Below are 16,599 nucleotides of genomic sequence, written 5' to 3' on the forward strand. Positions count from 1 at the left end.
CCCGCCGCACCCGGACACGACACCCGGACCCCGCCCGGACCCGGGGCCGCCGAGGCCGACGGGGCTGCCGCAGGGGCAGCCGAAGGCCCTGCCGAGCCGCCCGCGCGGCCCGACGCGGCCGGGGACACCGGCCCGTCCTCCCGGGGCCCCGAGGGGCCCGCCGCGGACGCCGGCACCGCCACCGCGCGCCAGGACGCCCCGCACCAGGACACGTCGGCCCCGGATACCCCGCACCGGGACACCGCGCCCGCCGAGGGCCCGCCCCCCGCGCCCCCGCAGGACGAGCACCCGCTCGCCTCGTACGTGCTGCGCGTCAACGGCGTCGACCGGCCCGTCACCGAGGCCTGGGTCGGCGAGTCGCTGCTGTACGTGCTGCGCGAGCGGCTCGGCCTCGCGGGCGCCAAGGACGGCTGCTCGCAGGGCGAGTGCGGCGCCTGCAACGTGCAGGTCGACGGACGCCTGGTCGCCTCCTGCCTGGTGCCCGCGGTCACCGCGGCCGGCAGCGAGGTCCGTACGGTCGAGGGCCTGGCCGTGGACGGCCGGCCCTCCGACGTGCAGCGGGCGCTCGCCCGGTGCGGCGCGGTCCAGTGCGGCTTCTGCGTGCCCGGCATGGCGATGACCCTGCACGACCTGCTGGAGGGCAACCCGGACCCGACCGAGCGGGAGACCCGCCAGGCCCTGTGCGGCAACCTGTGCCGCTGCTCGGGCTACCGGGGCGTCCTGCAGGCCGTCAAGGAGGTCGTCGCCGAACGCGAGGCGCACGCCGCGACGGACGACGCCGAACGGGACGCCGGAGAGCCGGACACCGCCGAACCGCGCATCCCGCACCAGGCGGGACCGGGCGACGGAGGGGTCCACCCCTCGGCGTTCGGGTCCCCGCGACCGCACGACCCCTACGGCCAGGACGGAGGCCAGGCGTGAGCAACGAAGCCGCCACCGCTGCCGCCACCGAGACCGCTGCCGCGCCCGAGCCGCTGCCGCACGGCCTCGGCTCCTCGCTGCCGGCCGCCGACGCCCGCGCCAAGACGGAGGGCACCTTCCCCTACGCGGCCGACCTGTGGGCCGAGGGCCTGCTGTGGGCGGCCGTGCTGCGCTCGCCGCACCCGCACGCGCGCATCGTGTCCATCGACACCACCCACGCGCGCGAGATGCCCGGAGTGCGGGCCGTCGTCACCCACGAGGACGTCCCCGGCCGCCCGGTGCACGGGCGGGGCACGGCCGACCGCCCGGTGTTCGCCTCGGAGGCCGTACGCCACCACGGCGAGCCCATCGCGGCCGTCGCCGCCGACCACCCGGACACCGCCCGGATGGCCGCCGCGGCCGTCATCGTCGAGTACGAGGTGCTCGACCCGGTGACCGACCCCGAGCAGGCCTTCGAGGCCGAGCCGCTGCACCCCGACGGCAACCTGATCCGGCACATCCCGCTGCGCCACGGCGACCCGGAGGCGGTCGGCGAGGTCGTCGTCGAGGGCCTGTACCGCATCGGCCGCCAGGACCCGGCCCCCATCGGTGCCGAGGCCGGGCTCGCGGTGCCCCGCCCCGACGGCGGCGTGGAGCTGTACCTGGCCTCCACCGACCCGCACACCGACCGCGACACGCTCGCCGCCTGCTACGGCCTGGAACCCGAGCGCGTGAAGATCGTCGTCACCGGTGTGCCGGGCGCGACGGCCGACCGCGAGGACCAGGGCTTCCAGCTGCCGCTCGGCCTGCTGGCGCTGCGCACCGGCTGCCCGGTGAAACTGACGGCGACCCGCGAGGAGTCCTTCCTGGGCCACACGCACCGCCACCCGACGCTGCTGCGCTACCGCCACCACGCCGACGCCGAGGGCAGACTGGTGAAGGTCGAGGCGCAGATCCTGCTGGACGCGGGCGCGTACGCCGACACCTCCTCCGACGCCCTGGCCGCCGCCGTGGCCTTCGCCTGCGGCCCCTACGTCGTGCCGAACGCCTTCATCGAGGGCTGGGCGGTGCGCACCAACAACCCGCCCTCCGGCCATGTCCGCGGCGAGGGCGCGATGCAGGTGTGCGCCGCCTACGAGGCGCAGATGGACAAGCTGGCCAAGAAGCTCGGGCTGGACCCGGCGGAGGTGCGCCTGCGCAACGCCATGGCGACGGGCGACGTCCTGCCGACCGGCCAGACGGTGACGTGCCCGGCGCCGGTCGCCGAACTGCTCCAGGCCGTACGGGACCACCCCCTGCCCCCGCTGCCCAAGGACACCCCCGAGGAGGAGTGGCTGCTGCCCGGCGGCCCGGAGGGCGCGGGCGAACCGGGCGCGGTGCGCCGGGGCGTGGGCTACGGCCTGGGCATGGTGCACATGCTCGGCGCGGAGGGCGCCGACGAGGTCTCCACGGCGACCGTGAGGGTCCACGGGGGCGTGGCGACGGTGCTGTGCGCCGCGGTGGAGACCGGCCAGGGCTTCACGACGCTCGCCCGGCAGATCGTCCAGGAGACCCTCGGCGTCGACGAGGTCCACGTGGCCCCGGTCGACACCGACCAGCCGCCGGCCGGCGCGGGCTGCCGCGGCCGCCACACCTGGGTGTCGGGCGGCGCGGTGGAACGCGCGGCGAAGATGGTCCGCACGCAGCTCCTGCAGCCGCTGGCGCACAAGTTCGGCATGTCCACGGAACTGCTGCAGATCACGGACGGCAAGATCACGTCGTACGACGGCGTGCTGTCCACGACCGTGACGGAGGCGTTGGACGGCAAGGAACTGTGGGCGACGGCCCAGTGCCGCCCGCACCCCACGGAACCGCTGGACGAGGCCGGCCAGGGCGACGCGTTCGTGGGCCTCGCCTTCTGCGCGATCCGCGCGGTGGTGGACGTGGACATCGAGATGGGCACGGTACGGGTGGTGGAGCTGGCCGTGGCGCAGGACGTCGGCCGGGTCCTGAACCCCGCCCAGCTGACCGCCCGGATCGAGGGGGGCGTCACCCAGGGCGTGGGCATCGCCCTCACGGAGAACCTGCGCACCCCGCGCGGGCTGGTCCGCCACCCCGATCTCACGGGCTACGCCCTGCCCACGGCCCTGGACGCGCCCGACATCCGGATCGTGAAACTGGTCGAGGAACGGGACGTCGTCGCCCCCTTCGGCGCCAAGGCGGCCAGCGCGGTACCGGTCGTGACCTCCCCGGCGGCCGTCGCCTCCGCGGTACGCGCCGCCACCGGCCGCCCCGTCAACCGCCTGCCGATCCGCCCCCAGGCGGCGGTCGTGACGAACCAGTAGGCGGGACACCCGGACGGAACGGACGGGGCCGGGAGGGAACGCCTACGGCCCCGCCGGCGTCTTCCGTCCCGGGGGCGTTGTCAGTGGTGCGGCGTAGTGTTTCCGGCAGTGGGGACAAGGCCTCCGCCCGGGGCGGCACGCCGAGGCGCGCCCCGCCCGGCACCCGAACCGATCCGCACGGGGGAGCGATGAGCACGACCGACACCGTCGCCGCGGTGATCACCCTGCCCGCATCCGGACTGGCCCTGGACCTGCCCACCCGCCTGCTGCGCCAGGAGTTCGGCCAGGGACGCGTCGCCCGCTTCGAGGACGTCGACTTCCCCGCCACCCTCACCCACGAGCCGACCCGCCGCTTCCTGCGCGACACGGGCCTGCCCGAGGACGGCGTCCTCCTCCAGCTGGACACCGACGTACCTCTGCCGACCCTCACCGAGTTCTACGCCGACGAGCGTGCCGACGAGTGCGTCGACGCGTTCCGGCCCGGCGAACTCCCCGCCCGCGCCGATCACTTGATACGCCTGGGCCGCCTCGTGGACGGCAACAGCCTGCTGGTCGACGGCGCCACGGGCAGGGTCGGCACCTGGAGCGAGGACCGGGCCACCCTGTCCCCGCTCACCAAGGACGTCTCCGTCCTCACCCTCATGCTCTGGCTGCTGCACCGCGCTCTCGGGGGCCCCGCCCGCCGTTCGTGAACGGCGGACGTACGACCGAGGTCGCAGGTCACGGGAGACTTCCGACAGGGGCCAAAGGTGTCTGCGCACCTTACGCTGGCGGGCATGAGTGCCCTGGAACCGCGCGACGCCGACGTCGCGGACATCTCCGACAGAAGCCGGCCGCGTGACGAGCCGGCCGACACCGTGCTGAGCCGGAGCCACCGGTCGCTGAGCATCGGGATCGTGTCGGTCGTGCTGCTGATCGCCTTCGAGGCGACGGCCGTCGGCACGGCCATGCCCGTCGCGGCGCGCGAGCTGGACGGGGTGTCGCTGTACGCGTTCGCGTTCTCGGGGTTCTTCACCACCTCCCTGTTCGGGATGGTGCTCTCCGGGCAGTGGTCGGACCGGCGGGGACCGCTGGGGCCGCTGACCGCGGGGATCGGCTCGTTCGCGGCCGGGCTGCTGCTGGCCGGGACGGCGGGCGCGATGTGGGTGTTCATCCTGGGGCGGGCCGTGCAGGGGCTCGGCGGCGGACTGGTGATCGTCGCCCTGTACGTCGTCGTCAGCCGGGCCTACCCCGAGCGGCTGCGGCCGTCGATCATGGCGGCGTTCGCGGCGGCCTGGGTGGTCCCGTCGATCGTCGGCCCCCTCGCCTCGGGCGCGGTGACCGAGCACCTCGGCTGGCGCTGGGTGTTCGTCGGCGTCCCGGTGCTGGTCGTGTTCCCGCTGGCGGTCGCCCTGCCGCAGATACGGCGGCGGGCGGGCGGCCCGGTGGGGGAGCCCGGCGAGGAGCGGGCATCCTTCGACCGGCGGCGCATCCGGCTCGCCCTCGGCATCTCCCTGGGCGCCGGGCTGCTGCAGTACGCGGCCCAGGACCTGCGGTGGCTGTCGCTGCTGCCCGGAGTGGCGGGGGCCGCGCTGCTGGTGCCGGCCGTGCTGGGGCTGCTGCCGCGCGGCACGTACCGGGCGGCGCGCGGGCTGCCGTCCGTGGTGCTGCTGCGCGGGGTCGCGGCGGGCTCCTTCATCGCCGCCGAGTCCTTCGTACCGCTGATGCTCGTCACCCAGCGGGGACTGTCCCCGACGCTGGCCGGGTTCTCCCTCGCGGCGGGCGGGGTCACCTGGGCGCTGGGCTCGTGGGTGCAGTCGCGGCCGCGGATGGCGCCGCACCGGGAGCGGCTGATGACCCTCGGGATGCTGCTGGTGGCCGCGTCCATCGCCGCCGCGCCCAGCGTGCTGATCGCCGCCGTGCCCGTCTGGACGGTCGCCGTCGCCTGGGCCTTCGGCTGCTTCGGCATGGGTCTGGTCATCGCCTCCACCAGTGTGCTGCTGCTGCGCCTGTCCGCCCCCGAGGAGGCCGGCGCCAACTCCGCGGCCCTGCAGATCTCCGACGCCCTGTCCAACGTCGTCCTGCTCGCCGCGGGCGGCGCCGCCTTCGCCGCCCTGGGCGGCGGCACGGTCGCCCACACGACGGCGACGGCCGGCTCCACCTCCCACCCGGCGGCGTTCGCGGCGGTGTTCCTGCCGATGGCGGCGGTGGCGCTGGCGGGGACCTGGGTGACGGGGCGGTTGCGTAGCGTATAGATTGATACCGCAATGACCCCAAGAATGGTACCATTCTGGTATGGCTATGAATCTTCGTCTCCGTGACGACCAGCAGGAAGCTCTCAAGCAGCGGGCGGAGGAGGAGGGGCGCAGTATGCACGCGATAGTGCTTCAGGCCATCGACCGGTATCTGGAGCAGGAAGCGGACCGGGCCACGGTTCGCCGCCTGGGGGCCAAATACGCGGCGCAACACGCCGACCTTCTGAGGCGGCTGGGGGAGTAGATGAAGTACCTGACGGTCCAGGAGGCCCTGGACCTGGCCGAGCTGGCGTGCGGGGAGCAGGAGATCGCGGTTCGCGACCTGGGCCTGCTCAGCTCGGCCCTTCATCGGCCGCGGTCGCAGATGTTCGGCGTCGAGGCCTACACGGACCTGTTCGAGAAAGCGGCGGCGCTGTTGCAGTCGCTCGCCGTGAACCATCCCTTGATCGACGGCAACAAGCGCACCGCGTGGATGTGCACCGTGGTCTTCCTCGACTTCAACGGGGCCGAAATGGTCGACGTCGATCAGGACGAGGCGTACAAGCTGGTCGTCGAGGCGGCGGCCGGGGGTCTGGAAGATGTGGGCCTGATCGCCCGGCGTCTGAGGGAACTGCACGAGTCGATGTGACCTCAGTCCCATCCCCGGGGGACGCCGTGCCGTCGGCACGTTGGCACAGCCGGGCCGCCGATAAGGTGGCCCGGTTGTCGTACGTAGCCGAGCACCCGAGCACAGCGAACTGGAGACCGTGACCATCACCGCCGCCGCCTCCTCTTCCCACCACCTCTCGCCCGCCTTCCCGGGGCGTGCCCCCTGGGGCACCGCCAGCAAGCTGCGTGCCTGGCAGCAGGCCGCGATGGACAAGTACGTCCAGGAGCAGCCACGCGACTTCCTCGCGGTGGCCACCCCCGGTGCCGGAAAGACGACCTTCGCGCTGACGCTCGCCTCCTGGCTGCTGCACCACCACGTCGTCCAGCAGGTCACCGTGGTCGCGCCGACCGAGCACCTGAAGAAGCAGTGGGCGGAGGCGGCCGCGCGGATCGGGATCAGGCTGGACCCGGAGTACAGCGCGGGCCCGCTCGGCAGGGAGTACCACGGGGTCGCCGTGACGTACGCGGGCGTCGGCGTCCGCCCCATGCTGCACCGCAACCGCGTCGAGCAGCGCAAGACCCTCGTCATCCTCGACGAGATCCACCACGCCGGCGACAGCAAGTCCTGGGGCGAGGCCTGCCTGGAGGCGTTCGAGCCGGCCACCCGGCGGCTCGCGCTCACCGGTACGCCGTTCCGGTCCGACACCAACCCCATCCCCTTCGTGACGTACGAGGAGGACGCGGCCGGCATCCGGCGTTCGGCCGCCGACTACACCTACGGCTACGGCTCCGCCCTCGCCGACAACGTCGTCCGCCCCGTCATCTTCCTCTCCTACAGCGGCAACATGCGCTGGCGCACCAAGGCCGGCGACGAGGTCGCGGCCAGGCTGGGCGAGCCGATGACCAAGGACGCGATCAGCCAGGCCTGGCGCACCGCGCTCGACCCGCGCGGCGAGTGGATGCCGGCCGTGCTGCGCGCCGCGGACCAGCGGCTGACCGAGGTCCGCAAGGCCATCCCGGACGCCGGCGCCCTGGTCATCGCCTCCGACCAGGACTCCGCCCGCGCCTACGCCAAGCTGATCCGCGAGATCACCGGCAACAGCGCGACGCTCGTCCTCTCCGACGACGCCGGCGCCTCGAAGCGGATCGACGAGTTCAGCGACAACGAGGACCGCTGGATGGTGGCCGTCCGCATGGTGTCCGAGGGCGTCGACGTGCCCCGCCTCGCGGTCGGGGTGTACGCCACCACCATCTCCACGCCGCTGTTCTTCGCCCAGGCCGTCGGCCGTTTCGTACGGTCCCGGCGGCGCGGCGAGACCGCCTCCGTCTTCCTGCCGACCGTCCCGGACCTGCTCACCTTCGCCAACGAGATGGAGGTCGAGCGCGACCACGCCCTCGACAGGCCGAAGAAGGGCGGCGAGGACGACCCGTACGCCGAGTCCGAGAAGGAGATGGAGGAGGCGAACCGGGAGCAGGACGAGGACACGGGCGAGCAGGACATGCTGCCCTTCGAGGCGCTGGAGTCCGACGCCGTCTTCGACCGGGTCCTCTACGACGGCGCCGAGTTCGGCATGCAGGCCCACCCGGGCAGCGAGGAGGAGCAGGACTACCTCGGCATTCCGGGGCTGCTGGAGCCCGAGCAGGTGCAGATGCTGCTGCAGAAGCGGCAGGCCCGGCAGATCGCGCACAGCCGCAGGAGGCCGGCCGAGGAGGCCGATCTGCTCGAACTGCCCGCCGACCGGCGGCCGGTGGTCACGCACAAGGAGCTGATGGAGCTGCGCCGGCAGCTCAACACGATGGTCGGCGCGTACGTCCACCAGAGCGGCAAGCCGCACGGGGTGATCCACAACGAACTGCGCCGTGTGTGCGGTGGTCCGCCCAGCGCGGAGGCGACGGCGGGGCAGTTGCGGCAGCGGATCGCCAAGGTGCAGGAGTGGGCTACGCGGATGCGGTGACGCTCCGCTGGGGGTGGGGGGCTTTCCCACCCGCCCGCCCGTCTCGGTGGGTCGAGGGGGGACCGTCCCCCGGGGCTCCGCCCCGGATCCCGGCGGGGGCTGCGCCCCCCGCACCCCCTGGGGCTCCGCCCCGGATCCCGGCGGGGGCTGCGCCCCCCGCACCCCCTGGGGCTCCGCCCCGGATCCCGGCGGGGGCTGCGCCCCCCGCACCCCCTGGGGCTCCGCCCCGGGCCCCGGCGGGGCTGCGCCCCCGCACCCCCGGGCTTCGCCCCCGTGCCTTCAGGGTTCCGTCGCCGGGTCGGTTCGGTGGGCGTATCCGGACAAACGTGAGTAGTCCGTGACGACCGGTGACCGGATTCTGGACGGAGGCTTCCGCTCAGCGAACCGGCTTCGCTAATGTCCCGCTACGCACACGCCCCGTGGCAGCGCCGCCGCGGAGCGCAGCCGTGAAGCGACTTCAGTCCGGGACGACCCGGACCGTCGGCCGATCGGCGGCCTCTGTCGCGTCACTGACGGGACTCGGTGACGCATCCGACGCGAAGGGGTCCGCCGACCTCACCACTTAAGGAGTGGGCGTCGTGACCGCGGAGACCTCTCAGACGCTCGACCGCGGCCTCAGGGTCCTCAAGCTGCTGGCCGACACGGACCACGGGCTGACCGTCACCGAGCTGTCCCAGAAACTGGGCGTCAACCGGACCGTGGTGTACCGACTGCTCGCCACCCTGGAACAGCACGCGCTGGTACGCCGTGATCTCGGCGGCCGCGCCCGGGTCGGGCTCGGGGTGCTGCGGCTGGGCCGCCAGGTGCATCCGCTGGTGCGGGAGGCCGCGCTGCCGGCGCTGCGCTCACTCGCGGAGGACATCGGGGCGACCGCGCACCTGACGCTGGTGGACGGTGGGGAGGCGCTGGCCGTCGCCGTGGTCGAGCCGACCTGGACGGACTACCACGTGGCCTACCGGGCCGGGTTCCGGCACCCCCTGGAGCGGGGCGCGGCGGGCAAGGCGATCCTCGCGGCCCGGCGGCGGCCGGCGGCGGATCCCGGCTGCATCCTGACCCACGGCGAGCTGGAGGCGGGCGCCTGCGGGGCGGCGGCCCCGCTGCTCGGCGTGACGGGCCTCGAGGGCAGCGTCGGGGTCGTCATGCTGGCGGACTCCGTACCGGAGCGGGTGGGGCCGCGGGTGATGGACGCGGCGCGCGAGGTCGCGGAGGCGCTGCGCTAGCACAGCCGCCGAGCCGCACCGGGCGAGGTGGGCGTGGCTGCGGCGCGTTAGATTGATCCCGTGCTCCCTCGCCTCTCACGCCCCCAGGCCCTCACCGTCTGCGCGCTGCCCGTCGTGGCTCTGATCGCCGCCGCGGTGTTCGTGCCGCTGCCGTTCTCGGTGGCGCAGCCGGGCATGACGGCGAACGTGCTCGGCGAGAACAAGGGCACCCAGGTCATCACCGTCTCCGGCGCCCCCATCCGCGAAACGAGCGGGCAGTTGCGGATGACGACCATCGAGGCGACCGGCCCGGACGCGAACGTCTCGCTGGGGGACGTGATCGACGGCTGGTTCGCCACCGACCGGGCGGTCATGCCGCGCGACGCGGTCTACCCGAGCGGCAACAGCGTCAAGGAGATCGAGCGGCACAACGCCGAGCAGATGCGGCAGTCCCAGGACGCGGCCGCCCAGGCGGCCCTGAAGTACCTCGGCGTCGACGACAAGAACGTCAAGGTGACGCTGAGGCTCGCCGACGTCGGCGGACCCAGCGCGGGCCTGCTGTTCTCCCTCGGCATCGTCGACAAGCTCGACGGCGACGGCAGCGGCGGCGACCTCACGGGCGGCCGGACGATCGCCGGCACGGGAACCATCACCGCCGACGGCAAGGTCGGCGCGGTCGGCGGCGTGGGCCTGAAGACCCAGGCCGCCCGCCGGGACGGCGCCACGGTCTTCCTGGTCCCGAAGGCCGAGTGTGCCGGGGCCAGGTCCGAGCTGCCGAAGGGGCTGCGCCTGGTCCCGGTGACCACCCTGAAGGGCGCCGTCGACGCCCTGGTGGCCCTGGAGAAGGGGAAGGGCTCCGTCCCCAGCTGCTAGACCGCGGCCACCGGCTTCGGGGCGGCCGTGGCGAGGCGGAGGCCGACTTCCACGAGGGTCCAGCCCAGGCGGACGCGGAGATCGCGGGGAGGTGTGGCCGCGGTCGCGAGGCGGTGGGCGGTGGCCCGGGTACGGAGTTCGGCGGCGTGGGTGTGGTGCAGGACGAGATGGGTCTCGGGGAGCATCGGGCGGGGCCTCTCAGTCCGTGTGGGTGGGGAAGACGTGCGTGTGGACGCGTACCCGCTCGGTGTCCGGGGTGCCGTCGGCGGGGGCCAGGGCGCGGTAGCTCTCCACGAGCTCGTGCATCTTCTCGCCCAGTTCGCGGGCGAGTTCGGGCGTGAGGCGCAGCGTCCAGTCGCTCAGGTCCGAGGCGCGGGTCCATGCCTCGGACCAGTCGCTCCTCGTACCGAGCCAGGTCGCCAGCTCCTGGGTGCGCTGGTTCGCGAGCTCGTGCAGGAACAGGTCGGCGGCGCCGCGCACTTCGGGGTCGGGGTCCTTCAGCAGCGTCCCGTCGAGGCTCACGCCCCCGTGGGCCGCCCGCCACCAGCGCTCCCGCCCCTTGCCGTGTTCGGGTGCGTCCTCGACGAAGCCGTGCGCGGCGAGCTGGCGCAGGTGGTAACTGGTGGCGCCGCTGGACTCGCCCAGTTTCGCGGCCAGTTGGGACGCGGTGGCCGGCCCGCCGCGCCGCAGTGCGGTGAGCAGTTGCATGCGCAGGGGATGGGCGAGCCCCCTCAGTGAGCGGGCGTCGAGAGGGCGGACCTGGTGGTCCCGGGGCTCGTTCATGCGTACAAAGATAGTGTTGCAAAGAAGGCTTTGCAACGTGTTCTTTGGAACCTGCCCTCACTCCTCTCCCGCCGCCTGCTCCACCAGTGGAATGACCCGCAGCGGCACCGGGTTCTCCATCACGATCGCCGTCGAGGCGCGCACGATCCCCTCGAAGCCCACCACCCGGTCGATCACCCGCTGCAGATCGGCGTTCGAGCGGGCGACCAGCCGGCACAGCATGTCGCCCGACCCGGTGGTGGTGTGCAGTTCCAGCACCTCCGGCACGGCCGCCAGGTGCGCCCGTACGTCCGTCCCCTGCCCCTGCCGGATCTCCAGCGTCGCGAACGCCGTCACCGGGTAGCCGAGCGCCGCCGGGTCCACCTCCGGGCCGAAGCCGCGGATCACCCCGCCCGACTGCAGGCGGTCCAGCCGCGCCTGGACCGTTCCCCGTGCCACCCCCAGCCGCCGCGACATCTCCAGCACGCCGACGCGCGGCTCGCGCGCCAGCAGCACGATGATGCGGCCGTCCAGATGATCGATCGCCATGCGTTCCGCCTCCCGGGGTGGTCATCCTGTACAGAAAGCCCGCAGATGCGCCGCTCTCGCTGGTCATATTGCCCAGTGAATGCGCGAACTATTGCGCACCTTGCGAGACCGGGTGAACCTTCCGCCATGACGCAGACCACACACCACACTCCCGACGAGACCGCCCGGCAGGCCGACCCCTTCCCGGTCAAGGGAATGGACGCGGTCGTCTTCGCCGTGGGCAACGCCAAGCAGGCGGCGCACTACTACTCCACCGCCTTCGGCATGAAGCTGGTCGCCTACTCCGGACCGGAGAACGGCAGCCGCGAGACCGCCGCTTACGTCCTGGAGAGCGGCTCCGCCCGGTTCGTGTTCACCTCGGTGATCAAGCCCGTCACCACCTGGGGCCACTTCCTCGCCCAGCACGTGGCCGAGCACGGCGACGGCGTCGTCGACCTCGCCATCGAGGTGCCGGACGTGCGCGCCGCGTACGCCTACGCCGTCGAGCACGGCGCCCGCTCGGTGGCGGAGCCGTACGAGGTGAAGGACGAGCACGGCACCGTCGTCCTCGCGGCGATCGCCACCTACGGCGAGACCCGCCACACCCTGGTCGAGCGGACCGGCTACGACGGCCCGTACCTGCCCGGCTACGTGGCCGCGAAGCCCGTCGTCGAGCCGCCCGCCCAGCGCATGTTCCAGGCCGTCGACCACTGCGTCGGCAACGTCGAACTCGGCCGGATGAACGAGTGGGTGGAGTTCTACAACAAGGTCATGGGCTTCACGAACATGAAGGAGTTCGTGGGCGACGACATCGCCACCGAGTACAGCGCGCTGATGTCGAAGGTCGTGGCCGACGGCACGCTGAAGGTCAAGTTCCCGATCAACGAGCCCGCGATCGCCAAGAAGAAGTCCCAGATCGACGAGTACCTGGAGTTCTACGGCGGCGCCGGCGTCCAGCACATCGCGCTGAACACCAACGACATCGTGCAGACGGTCCGTCAGATGCGGGCGGCCGGTGTCCAGTTCCTCGACACCCCGGACTCGTACTACGACACCCTCGGCGAGTGGGTCGGCGACACCCGCGTGCCCGTCGAGACCCTGCGCGAGCTGAAGATCCTCGCCGACCGCGACGAGGACGGCTACCTGCTGCAGATCTTCACCAAGCCGGTCCAGGACCGCCCGACCGTGTTCTTCGAACTCATCGAGCGGCACGGCTCGATGGGCTTCGGCAAGGGCAACTTCAAGGCCCTGTTCGAGGCGATCGAGCGCGAGCAGGAGCGCCGCGGCAACCTGTGAGCCCGGAGCCCGCACACACCGGTGGACCCGCCCGCCGCGCCACCCGCGCGGCGGGCGGGCCGCCGTCACCGCCGTCACCGCCGTCACCGCCGGCAGCGGCGCCCACCGGCGCCGCTATCCGGTGACGTCCCCCGGCGCCTCCGTCCCCGGCGGCCCGCCCAGTGCCGCCGGCGCCGCCCGCGCCTGCGGCACGGCCGGCGGGGAGAAGTACGGGTTGGTCCGCAGCGCCTTCTCCAGATGCCGCCGGGCCGGGCAGCCCCAGGCTCTGCTCGATCATCCCCCGGTGGTAGGCGTACAGCGCGTTGCGCACCCCGCCGCCCCTGGCCGCCTCCGTGGCCTCCAGGGCGAAGTCCAGCGCCTCCTCGTCCTGCCCTCCCCGGTGCAGCGCCCACCCCAGGGCGTGGGTTACCGCCGTCCCTGGCTGCCGCCGCCACTCCTCGCGCAGCCGTCGCACCGCCGACCGGGCGTCGCCGTGGTCCGCCTCGAACCGCCCCGGCACCAGCTCGTCGTCGACCCCGGCCGCCGCGCCCTGCCGTACCCGTGCCCGCAGCAGGCCGTACTGCGGGCCGGCCTCCTGCTCCATCCCCAGTGACTGGTACAACTCGCCCAGCTACAAGGCGTGTTCGGGATCCGGTTGCTCGGCCAGCGCCTGCTGGTACGCCGTCAGCGCCTCCGCCGTCCGGCCCAGTGCGGCCAGCGTCCGCCCCCGCCCGGCCATCGCCGCCCGCCGGCCGGGATCGAGCCGCAGCGCCTCGTCGAAGTGGCGCAGCGCCTCCTCGCGGTCCCCGCGCTCGAACGCGATCCGGCCGGGCTGCTCCAGGTACGCGGCCTGCTCGGCGGGCGAGGTCGCCGAGGCCACCGCGTCCGACAGCTGGGCCGCCGCGTCCTCACACCGGCCCCGGTCCCAGTGGACGGCCGCCGCCTTGGCCCGCACGGCGGGGGAGCGGTGCAGCTTCAGCAGTTCGTCCAGGGTGCGCTGCGCGGCCTCGTGGTCGCCGAGCCCGGCGTAGGCGTCGATCAACAGCGGATACGTCGTCCACCGCCTGGGCTCCAGGTCCAGCGCCTCCTCGCCCCGGGAGCGGGCCGCGGAGAAGTCCCGCCGCTCGTTCGCCGGCGCCGCCAGCCCCTCCAGGGCCCGAGGGTTCTCCTCCGGGCGCAGCCGCAGCGAGGTGCGCAGCGCGTCCTCGGCCTTCGGACAGTTCGCCGCGTCGGCCGTGCGCCGCCCCTGTTCGACGTAGGCGGCCCCGAGCACCGCCCACGCCCGCGCGTCCCGCGGCTGCGCCCGCAGATGCCGCTCCCGCTCGGCGATCAGTGCCGCCAGGCCGGGCAGCGAAGCCGGCACCCCGGTGCTCACCGCGGTCAGCGCCATCGCCCGGGGCGCCGGACCGGGCGCCGGTGCGGGCGCCGGCGCGGGCGCCCTCGTCACCGGCCGCGGGGCCGGCAGCGACAGCAGCGCCGCGCCCAGCGCGCCGGCCAGCAGGACCAGGGCGAGGAGCACCCGGCGCAGCAGGCGGGAGCGGCGACGCGGCTCGGGCGACGGCGACGCGGCCGGGCTCTGCAGTGGGTTCTCCATGGCGCACACTGTGCGTCAATACGACTATCGCCACCCGGGAGGCGGAGGGATGCGGCCGACGGGTTCACACCGATGGCCGCGAGTGCGACGCTGTGATCATGAGCCGTATTCAAGCCGCCCCCGAAGAAGTCCAGGGCAACCTCACCGACCGGCTCCTCGCGGGTCTGCCGGCCGAGGCGGTCCTCATCGATTCCGACGTCACGGCCTCCTACGCCAACGACATGGCGAGCTTCTGCCCGTCCGGCGTCCCGGCCGTGGTCGTCCTGCCGCGCACGGTGGAAGAGGTGCAGCACGTCATGCGCGTCGCCACCGAGCTGCGCGTCCCCGTGGTCCCGCAGGGCGCCCGCACCGGCCTGTCCGGCGCGGCCAACGCCTCCGAGGGCTGCATCGTGCTGTCCCTGACCAGGATGGACCGCATCCTGGAGATCAACCCGGTCGACCGGATCGCGGTCGTCGAGCCGGGCGTCGTCAACGCCGCGCTGTCCCGCGCGGTGGACGAGCACGGCCTGTGCTACCCGCCGGACCCCTCCAGCTGGGAGACGTGCACCATCGGCGGCAACATCGGCACCGCCTCCGGCGGCCTGTGCTGCGTGAAGTACGGGGTCACCGCCGAGTACGTGCTCGGCCTGGACGTGGTGCTGGCCGACGGACGGCTGATGTCCACCGGCCGCCGCACCGCCAAGGGCGTAGCCGGATACGACCTGACCCGCCTGATCGTCGGCTCCGAGGGCTCGCTCGGCATCGTCGTACGGGCCGTCCTGGCGCTCAAGCCGCGGCCGCCGCAGCAGCTGGTGCTGGCCGCCGAGTTCGCCTCCGCGGCCGCCGCCTGCGACGCGGTGTGCCGGATCATGAAAACAGAAGGGCGCGAAGCGCTTCCGCAGAAGGGTGGTGGTGGGCGACGGGCGGGAGGCCATGTGCCGTCCCTGCTGGAGCTCATGGACCGTACGACGGTCAAGGCCGTCAACGACCTCGCGCACATGGGCCTGCCGGAGACCACCGAGGCGCTGCTGCTGGCCGCCTTCGACACCCCGGACCCCGCCGCCGACCTCGCCGCGGTCGGCGCGCTGTGCGAGGCGGCGGGCGCCACCCAGGTCGTGCCCGCCGACGACGCCGCCGAGTCCGAGATGCTGCTGCAGGCGCGGCGGCTGTCGCTGATCGCGCTGGAGGCGGTCAAGGGCACGACGATGATCGACGACGTGTGCGTGCCGCGGTCCCGGCTCGGCGAGATGCTCGAGGGCATCGAACGGATCGCCGAGAAGTACCAGCTCACCATCGGGGTCTGCGCGCACGCCGGCGACGGCAACACGCACCCGACCGTCTGCTTCGACGCCCGCGACCCCGACGAGTCGCGGCGCGCCCGTGAGTCCTTCGACGAGATCATGGCCCTCGGCCTCCGGCTCGGCGGCACGATCACGGGGGAGCACGGTGTGGGCGTGCTGAAGAAGGAGTGGCTGGCGCGGGAGATCGGCCCGGTGGGGGTCGAGATGCAGCGGGCGATCAAACAGGTCTTCGACCCGCTGGGCATCCTCAACCCCGGCAAACTGTTCTGATCACGGGTGTGAACCACATGTACGAAGTTGCCCGGAAAGGAGTGGGTCCGGCCGGACCGGCGGTGGCGGGTGCCCCGGTCTGATAGATGTGGAGCCCCCAACACGACCCCCGAGTAGATACGGGACGACGGACATGAGCGCCCCAACCCCGGAACCCGGTGAGGACAGACCCCGCGAGGGGTACTACCCGGACCCGTCCATTCCTGGATACGTCCGGTACTGGAACGGCTCCGCCTGGGTGCCGGGCACCAGCCGGCCGGCACCGGCCGACGGCGAGCCGCTCGGCCCGCCGCCCGGCGCGCGTCCCGCGCCGGCCCCAGCGGTGGAGGAGACGGGCCCCCACTTCTTCGACGAGGACGACCCCGCCCTCGGCCCCGACCCCGACCCCGGGCCCGGCCCGGCGGAGGCCCGGCGCGGCGGCCGGCCCGAACCGGCGTCGGCGTGGGGCGCCGACCGCTCCCGGCAGTCCGGCTTCGGCGGCGACCAGGACCACCGCGTCTCCTGGGGTGCCGACCCGAGGGTCCCCCACGCGGCGGAGGCCGGCACCCCGGAGACGCCGGGCGACGCCCCCGGCATCCCGGGCCCGGGCGCCCCTGTCGACGAGGGCACGATGACCTTCCGCCCGGTACCGCCGAGGGCCTTCCCGGCCCAGGGCCCGTCCGCGTCCGGCGGGGGTTCCGCTGCCGGCGGTCCCGGCTTCGGCGCCGGGAAGGCCGCCGCCGAGCGCGCGGCAGCGGCGCAGGGCCAGGCGGGCAGCGGGGTTCAGGGCCGGGCAGGAGGAGGCCCCGCGCAGGGGCCGGCCGGTGCACCGGCGGGG

Annotated in this window: 14 protein-coding genes and 2 pseudogenes; 12 read left to right on the top strand and 4 right to left on the bottom strand. The window is 73.7% G+C overall.

The features are described from left to right. From RH94_RS03260 to RH94_RS03300, 9 genes and pseudogenes are all read left to right on the top strand, one after another. Window positions 1-921: (2Fe-2S)-binding protein (locus RH94_RS03260; RefSeq protein WP_143203946.1), on the top strand; the 921-nt coding region annotated here is incomplete at its 5' end. Next, on the top strand, window positions 918-3,224 hold the full coding sequence (locus RH94_RS03265; RefSeq protein ID WP_073946151.1) for a xanthine dehydrogenase family protein molybdopterin-binding subunit: 2,307 nt from the start codon (window positions 918-920) through the stop codon (window positions 3,222-3,224). The genes RH94_RS03260 and RH94_RS03265, both read left to right, overlap by 4 nt. A 230-nt stretch (window positions 3,225-3,454) precedes the next feature. Next, window positions 3,455-3,886: pseudogene (locus RH94_RS03270) on the top strand (SUKH-4 family immunity protein); the annotation flags it as partial. Between the two features lie 114 nt (window positions 3,887-4,000). Continuing rightward, on the top strand, window positions 4,001-5,458 hold the full coding sequence (locus RH94_RS03275; RefSeq protein WP_073946152.1) for an MFS transporter: 1,458 nt from the start codon (window positions 4,001-4,003) through the stop codon (window positions 5,456-5,458). Between the two features lie 46 nt (window positions 5,459-5,504). Further along, window positions 5,505-5,702: an Arc family DNA-binding protein gene (locus tag RH94_RS03280; RefSeq protein WP_073946286.1), complete on the top strand. Its 198-nt coding sequence runs from the start codon at window positions 5,505-5,507 to the stop codon at window positions 5,700-5,702. Beyond that, window positions 5,703-6,086, top strand: a complete 384-nt coding sequence (locus RH94_RS03285; protein WP_073946153.1) for a type II toxin-antitoxin system death-on-curing family toxin — start codon at window positions 5,703-5,705, stop codon at window positions 6,084-6,086. It abuts the gene before it with no gap. A 118-nt stretch (window positions 6,087-6,204) separates the two neighbouring features. Next, the gene (locus RH94_RS03290) at window positions 6,205-8,001 is read left to right on the top strand and encodes a DEAD/DEAH box helicase (RefSeq protein WP_073946154.1); all 1,797 of its coding nucleotides are present in this window, start codon (window positions 6,205-6,207) and stop codon (window positions 7,999-8,001) included. A gap of 578 nt (window positions 8,002-8,579) precedes the next feature. Next, window positions 8,580-9,221 carry an IclR family transcriptional regulator gene (locus RH94_RS03295; RefSeq protein WP_073946155.1) on the top strand — a complete coding sequence of 214 codons (642 nt, stop codon included), beginning with the start codon at window positions 8,580-8,582 and terminating at the stop codon, window positions 9,219-9,221. A 60-nt stretch (window positions 9,222-9,281) separates the two neighbouring features. Further along, window positions 9,282-10,073, top strand: coding sequence for a S16 family serine protease (locus RH94_RS03300; protein WP_073946156.1), 792 nt, complete (start codon window positions 9,282-9,284; stop codon window positions 10,071-10,073). On the opposite strand, the gene RH94_RS03305 is transcribed toward RH94_RS03300, so the two are convergent. From RH94_RS03305 to RH94_RS03315, 3 genes are read right to left on the bottom strand one after another with little or no spacing between them, the layout of a single operon-like run. Further along, the gene (locus RH94_RS03305) at window positions 10,070-10,258 is read right to left on the bottom strand and encodes a hypothetical protein (RefSeq protein ID WP_073946157.1); all 189 of its coding nucleotides are present in this window, start codon (window positions 10,256-10,258) and stop codon (window positions 10,070-10,072) included. The genes RH94_RS03300 and RH94_RS03305 overlap by 4 nt on opposite strands. 13 nt (window positions 10,259-10,271) lie before the next feature. Next, window positions 10,272-10,856 (bottom strand): ArsR/SmtB family transcription factor, encoded by a 585-nt coding sequence (locus tag RH94_RS03310; RefSeq protein WP_073946158.1) that lies wholly within the window; start codon window positions 10,854-10,856, stop codon window positions 10,272-10,274. A gap of 57 nt (window positions 10,857-10,913) precedes the next feature. After that, on the bottom strand, window positions 10,914-11,384 hold the full coding sequence (locus tag RH94_RS03315; RefSeq protein ID WP_073946159.1) for an Lrp/AsnC family transcriptional regulator: 471 nt from the start codon (window positions 11,382-11,384) through the stop codon (window positions 10,914-10,916). 126 nt (window positions 11,385-11,510) lie between these two features. Here RH94_RS03315 and hppD point away from each other — a divergent pair, with 126 nt between their 5' ends. Continuing rightward, window positions 11,511-12,659, top strand: a complete 1,149-nt coding sequence (hppD, locus tag RH94_RS03320) for a 4-hydroxyphenylpyruvate dioxygenase (protein ID WP_073946160.1) — start codon at window positions 11,511-11,513, stop codon at window positions 12,657-12,659. Between the two features lie 114 nt (window positions 12,660-12,773). On the opposite strand, the pseudogene RH94_RS03325 reads toward hppD, so the two are convergent. Continuing rightward, window positions 12,774-14,232: pseudogene (locus RH94_RS03325) on the bottom strand (tetratricopeptide repeat protein). Between the two features lie 92 nt (window positions 14,233-14,324). On the opposite strand from RH94_RS03325, the gene RH94_RS03330 reads away from it, so the two are divergent. Beyond that, window positions 14,325-15,782, top strand: coding sequence for an FAD-binding oxidoreductase (locus RH94_RS03330; protein ID WP_073946161.1), 1,458 nt, complete (start codon window positions 14,325-14,327; stop codon window positions 15,780-15,782). A gap of 133 nt (window positions 15,783-15,915) precedes the next feature. After that, a partial coding sequence (locus RH94_RS42125) for a DUF2510 domain-containing protein (protein ID WP_143203949.1) occupies window positions 15,916-16,599 on the top strand: 684 nt, incomplete at its 3' end.

This window comes from Streptomyces kebangsaanensis (genome assembly GCF_001906585.1).
GTDB classification, from domain to species: Bacteria; Actinomycetota; Actinomycetes; order Streptomycetales; family Streptomycetaceae; genus Streptomyces; species Streptomyces kebangsaanensis.